Genomic DNA, 5,733 nt, shown 5'->3' on the forward strand with positions numbered 1-5,733 from the left:
AATTATATTTTCGTCACCGGTGGTGTAGTTTCATCGCTAGGTAAAGGTATTGCTGCAGCATCGTTGGCCGCAATTCTGGAAGCTCGCGGTCTCACCGTCACCATGTTAAAACTCGACCCTTATATTAACGTCGATCCAGGCACTATGAGCCCGATCCAACACGGTGAGGTTTTCGTCACCGTTGATGGCGCAGAAACAGACCTCGATTTAGGTCATTATGAGCGCTTCATCCGCACACGTATGACGAGTAATAATAACTTTACTGCCGGGCGCGTGTACGAAGACATTATCCGTCGTGAGCGTAAAGGTGAATTCCTCGGTGCGACCATTCAGGTCATTCCGCATATCACCAATGAAATTAAGCGTCGCATTATTGAAGGCGGCAAAGGCTCGGATATCGCGATTATCGAAATCGGTGGTACCGTGGGTGATATCGAATCACAACCTTTCTTAGAAGCGATTCGTCAACTGGGTACCGAAGTCGGCCGTGATCACACCTTGTTTATGCATTTGACGTTAGTGCCTTTCTTAGGTGCGGCGGGCGAGGTAAAAACCAAACCTACGCAACACTCTGTGAAAGAGCTGCGCTCGATTGGTATTCAGCCGGATGTTTTAGTCTGTCGTTCGGATCGTTCGTTGCCACCTTCAGAGCGCTCAAAAATCGCGCTTTTCACTAACGTCGAAGAAAAAGCCGTCATTGGTTTACGCGATGTAGACAGTATCTACAAGATCCCGTCGATGCTGAAATCGCAAGGACTCGATGAGATCGTGACGCATCGCTTCCGTCTTGATTGCCCAGAGGCTGATTTGAGCGAATGGGAGCAAGTACTGTATCAAGAATCAAATCCTAACGGTGAAGTGACCGTAGGCTTTGTTGGTAAGTATGTTGAGTTACCGGATGCGTATAAATCGGTAAATGAGGCCCTTGCGCATGCAGGTTTAAAAAACCGTCTTACGGTTAATATTCGCTATATTGATGCACAAGACATCGAAACCAAAGGTACCAGTAAACTCGCTGATGTCGATGCTATTTTAGTGCCGGGTGGTTTTGGCGATCGAGGTATCGATGGAAAGTTAAAAGCCGCGCAGTATGCGCGTGAAAATAATATTCCGTATTTAGGTATTTGCTTAGGTATGCAAGTCGCGCTTATCGAGTACGCACGCAATGTGGCTGGGCTGAAAGATGCGAACAGCACCGAGTTTGAACCGGATTGTAAACAACCGGTGGTGGGTTTGATTACCGAGTGGATGGATGCCAACGGTCAAAAAGAGCTGCGCGATGAGAGTTCTGACTTAGGTGGCACGATGCGTTTAGGCGCTCAGGAGTGTCATTTAGAGAAAGGTTCGAAAGCAAGCAAAATGTACGGCGCTGAAGTGATTGAAGAACGTCATCGCCATCGCTACGAAGTTAACAATAACTACATCGAAGCGTTAGAGAAAGCGGGCTTAAAGTTTTCGGGTTTCTCGCATGATAAACGTCTTGTTGAAGTGGTTGAGATTCCTGAACACCGTTGGTTTATTGCGGTTCAGTTCCACCCTGAGTTTACTTCGACACCGCGTGACGGCCATGGCCTATTTAAAGGCTTTATCGAGGCCGCCGGTCAGTTTAACAAAGAGCGTTTAGGTTAATTAATAAGGATTTTATAATGAGCACAATTACCCGTATTGTTGCGCGTGAAATTATGGATTCACGTGGTAACCCAACGGTAGAAGCCGACGTTTATTTAGAATCAGGCCACATGGGGCGTGCTGCGGCTCCTAGTGGTGCTTCAACAGGTTCGCGTGAGGCGCTTGAATTACGTGACGGCGATAAAAACCGTTACTTAGGTAAAGGTGTTGAGCAAGCGGTTGCCAATATTAATGGTGCGATTGCCGAAGCCTTGCGTGGCGCTGAAGCGGTTAACCAAAACGCGATTGATGAAATTATGTTGCGTTTAGACGGCACCGATAACAAAGAAAAACTGGGCGCCAACGCTATCTTGGCCGTTTCTTTGGCCGTCGCTAAAGCAGCAGCAGCGTATAAAGGCATGCCGTTGTATCAGCACATTGCTGAGCTTAACAACACGCCTGAAGAATACAGCATGCCACTACCGATGATGAACATCCTTAACGGTGGTGAGCACGCGGACAATAACGTCGATATTCAAGAGTTCATGATTCAGCCGGTTGGCGCGTCAAGCTTTAAAGAAGGCTTGCGTATGGGCGCTGAAATTTTCCATGCGCTGAAAAAAGTGCTTCAGCAGCGTGGTTTGAGCACTGCAGTGGGCGACGAGGGCGGTTTCGCGCCGAACTTAGGCTCTAACGAAGAAGCGCTACAAGTCATCGTCGAAGCGGTTGAAAAAGCAGGCTATCGCATGGGTGACGATGTAACGCTTGCGTTAGACTGTGCTGCATCTGAATTTTACAAAGACGGTCAATACAACCTGAGCGGCGAAGGCAAGTCCTTTGATGCAGAGGGTTTTGCGAATTACTTGGCTGAGCTCTGTGATCGCTATCCTATTATCTCAATCGAAGATGGCTTAGATGAATCGGATTGGGATGGTTGGAAAGTATTAACTGAAAAATTAGGTGATCGCGTGCAACTCGTAGGAGATGACCTATTTGTAACCAATACACGTATCCTGCAAGAGGGTATTGATAAAGGTATCGCAAATTCAATTTTGATTAAATTTAATCAGATTGGTAGTCTGACAGAAACCTTGGCAGCGATCGAGATGGCGCGTAAAGCAGGTTACACTGCGGTAATCAGTCACCGTTCAGGTGAGACTGAAGATGCAACCATTGCAGATTTGGCAGTTGGCACGGCCGCCGGTCAAATTAAAACGGGCTCGCTTTGCCGCTCAGATCGTGTAGCCAAATACAATCAATTGCTACGCATTGAAGGTGAGTTGGATGGCAAAGCGCCATACCGCGGTCGACAAGAAGTCAAAGCTGGATAATTCACAGGCCGACATTTTTCAGCCAATAGCAGAGCACAGCGATATCGCTGAGCTCTGCTCAGCTTTGTATGAAAGAACATTAATACAACTCTCACAAGAAGAGCTAGATGCCGGCTTATTGCGCCGACGTTTAGCGAGCCTTCCGTTTTACGTACGCCATGCCGCACACGGTTCATTGCAAGCGGCACAGCACAGTCCGCTGCAACTCGATGCACAGAACGCCAGTTGGCAAGCGCCTCAGGCAACAGCCTGCCCAGCAGGAACAGGTACAGCACAAAAACAACACGCGTGGTTTAAGCAGCATGCGGCATTGGGTCTTGTGGTTCCCGTACGTTATGAAACGAGTGAGTTTAAGACGGTTGTGCTTGATAGCATTGACCGCGTCGATAGTAATCACCATCGAGTGCATTTAAACTATCAGGGATGGTTTAGTTTCAGCGGTGAGGGTGAATCCCCCCATTTAACATTGTTGAAGCCAACAAAACGTATCATGACCGCTGCCTGTTGCGGTCATCAATGGAATCATCGGGGGCGAATTAACCCCCGAACGCTCACCTTACGCGAACTATTGCTGGTAGCCACTCTAGACTGGCGTCAGTTTAAAGTGGCACTCAAAATCGCGCGTTAAATGCCATTGGCTTCCATTTCGATGCGTGAAGCCGCACCGTAAATCAGGCTTGCATCACCTTCGAGCTCACCCTCAGGTGTGGTGGTTGGCCAGAGTTCGTCGAGTCCCTGAATAACCTTACGCGTTTCTGCGATAGCCTCTTCGGCTCCTGCTTGTTGCGCCTCAGACAACGCATCGAGACGGCTTAACGCGATTTGCTGAAATCCATACGCGTCTTGAAACTCATGCACATTAACCACTTGGTTTTGTTTGATACCAATGGCGTACTCATCAGCTGAGGTGAGTAACATGCTGGCGATACTTTTTAGTACTTCCGCTGCGGTCATTGATGCCAAAGGTTCGTTAGCCGCAATAGCGTCTTTTAATGCGGCGTAGTTTTCCATTACGACGGCCTTATCGGCATCATTATTGACGCTATCGGCTAAATCGCTCAATGGTTTTGCGAAGCCCGGTAGGTCGCGCGCTTCGAAGGCACTCACTAAGCCCGCGTAGAGCTCATCACCGGGGTGTTTCATGTGGGTCTTCGCCATTTCTAGATGACCTTGCTCATAAAGCTTCATGCCGACCCATAAATGACCACGTATTAAACCAAGTTGCGCTAAAAACGCTGAATCATTGGTGGTTAAATCCACGCTCACCGCACCTTCACCTTCGCCTTCCATCATTGGACCCGGCGCAGTGAGTAAGGTAGCGGGGGCTAGGCTGGTATGTGGACTGGTTGTCGCAACGGCACCGTGACTGATGACCACCGAGGCACCAATCGCCGAACTGACCGCAATCCAACTCTTGCGTTTTTCTCTCATCATGGAATCCTTGTTTTTGCTCAATGTTATTTCAGTTATAATCTCAAAAATGATAACTATTCGCAAATAAAAGGTATGTTCTCAATATGATTATCCACTTACAGCAAGTCATCGATAAACCCACCATTGATGTAATTAACGAGAAACTTGCTCAGCATACCTTCACTGATGGCAAATTATCCGCGGGGGCAGGGGCTAAATCTGTTAAAAACAATCAGCAATTGAGTGTTGACCAAAAAGCGCAAGGACTGGTTGATTTTACGCTTCAGCGCATGCTGAGAAACCCCTGGGTGGAGGCTGCTTTACGTCCGAAGACAATTGCACGAAGCATGATCAATCGCTATCAAAATGAGCAAAGTTATGGTGTTCATGTGGATGACGCACTCATGAATCAAGCGCGCACCGATATCTCTTTTACACTTTCGTTATCTGCGCTTGATGAGTACCAAGGTGGTGCATTGACGATAGAGGAACATAGTGGTGAACGAAGCTGGCGCTTAGATGCGGGGGATGTGCTGATCTATCCAAGTCACTTTTTGCATCAGGTAGAGCCTGTGACTGCAGGTCAACGTACTGCGTTAGTCGGTTGGTGTCAGAGTTGGGTAAGAGATGCTCAGCAGCGTGCCTTATTGTTTGATATGCAGCAAGCCGTTATGCAAGAATTCGAAACTCAGGGACGCAGTGAACAATACCTTCTGCTCTCAAAGAGCTATCAAAACCTGTTGAGAATGTGGATGGATTAATTATGAATTCACGATACAATGCACTTAATTAGGGCACCTCATTAGGTAGCCTAACTGATTGTGATTAAGGATATTTGCTGTTGCTAGATAGGTTTAAAGGATTACAACTTAATTTTCTTCATGGTTTGTTAGTCGTTGTATTTTTGGTCGGCGTCGCTTGTGTCGAGTGGGTCATTAATTTAACGACATCGCAGTATCAGCAACTTAAAAACAACCGAGCAACGACGGAATTAGTCGGTATTCGCTCGCAAATGGAGCAATTGTTTGGTGAGGCGTCGCGTGCCGCCTTTGCATTTTCCTCATATTTTTCCGTGCAGCCTGTAACTGAACCCGTCAACACGCGCTTGCTCGCGGTTTCTATTCTTAAAGAGAGCCCTGTGGTCAAGCGAGTATCCGTTTGGCGTAACCAAGATTTATTATTCGCTTATCCAATAACGCCCGCGATGACATTGTGGACTAGCCAAGCACCCAAGCAATATGATCTGTCGTCGCCTGCGGCGCAGTTATTTGAAAACTATCAGGTTTCTTCGCCTCGCTTAGTGGAAAATGGTGGTTTAGCGTTGGATGTGACCTTGCCTATCTATACCAGACACTTCACTTTCTCAGGATTTTACTGGGGC

Annotated in this window: 6 protein-coding genes; 5 read left to right on the forward strand and 1 reads right to left on the reverse strand. The window is 47.5% G+C overall.

Annotation, left to right across the window (positions count from 1 at the left end; all coding sequences use genetic code 11):
• The 3 genes from B2X00_RS02920 to B2X00_RS02930 form a co-directional block, all read left to right on the forward strand.
• The coding region (locus B2X00_RS02920; protein WP_290486044.1) for a CTP synthase at nt 1-1,629 on the forward strand (1,629 nt) is incomplete at its 5' end.
• 17 nt (nt 1,630-1,646) lie between these two features.
• On the forward strand, nt 1,647-2,939 hold the full coding sequence (gene eno, locus B2X00_RS02925) for a phosphopyruvate hydratase (protein ID WP_290486045.1): 1,293 nt from the start codon (nt 1,647-1,649) through the stop codon (nt 2,937-2,939).
• Nucleotides 2,893-3,567 (forward strand): hypothetical protein, encoded by a 675-nt coding sequence (locus tag B2X00_RS02930; protein WP_290486046.1) that lies wholly within the window; start codon nt 2,893-2,895, stop codon nt 3,565-3,567. The genes eno and B2X00_RS02930 overlap by 47 nt, the downstream gene beginning before the upstream one ends.
• On the opposite strand, the gene B2X00_RS02935 is transcribed toward B2X00_RS02930, so the two are convergent.
• Nucleotides 3,564-4,373 (reverse strand): hypothetical protein, encoded by an 810-nt coding sequence (locus tag B2X00_RS02935; RefSeq protein ID WP_290486047.1) that lies wholly within the window; start codon nt 4,371-4,373, stop codon nt 3,564-3,566. The genes B2X00_RS02930 and B2X00_RS02935 overlap by 4 nt on opposite strands.
• Nucleotides 4,374-4,456: 83 nt before the next feature.
• Here B2X00_RS02935 and B2X00_RS02940 point away from each other — a divergent pair, with 83 nt between their 5' ends.
• Both B2X00_RS02940 and B2X00_RS02945 read left to right on the forward strand, forming a co-directional pair.
• Nucleotides 4,457-5,113: a Fe2+-dependent dioxygenase gene (locus B2X00_RS02940; RefSeq protein ID WP_290486048.1), complete on the forward strand. Its 657-nt coding sequence runs from the start codon at nt 4,457-4,459 to the stop codon at nt 5,111-5,113.
• 80 nt (nt 5,114-5,193) lie between these two features.
• Nucleotides 5,194-5,733: hypothetical protein (locus B2X00_RS02945; protein WP_290486049.1), on the forward strand; the 540-nt coding region annotated here is incomplete at its 3' end.

The organism is Idiomarina sp. UBA3162, from assembly GCF_002364475.1.
Lineage (GTDB): Bacteria > Pseudomonadota > Gammaproteobacteria > Enterobacterales > Alteromonadaceae > Idiomarina.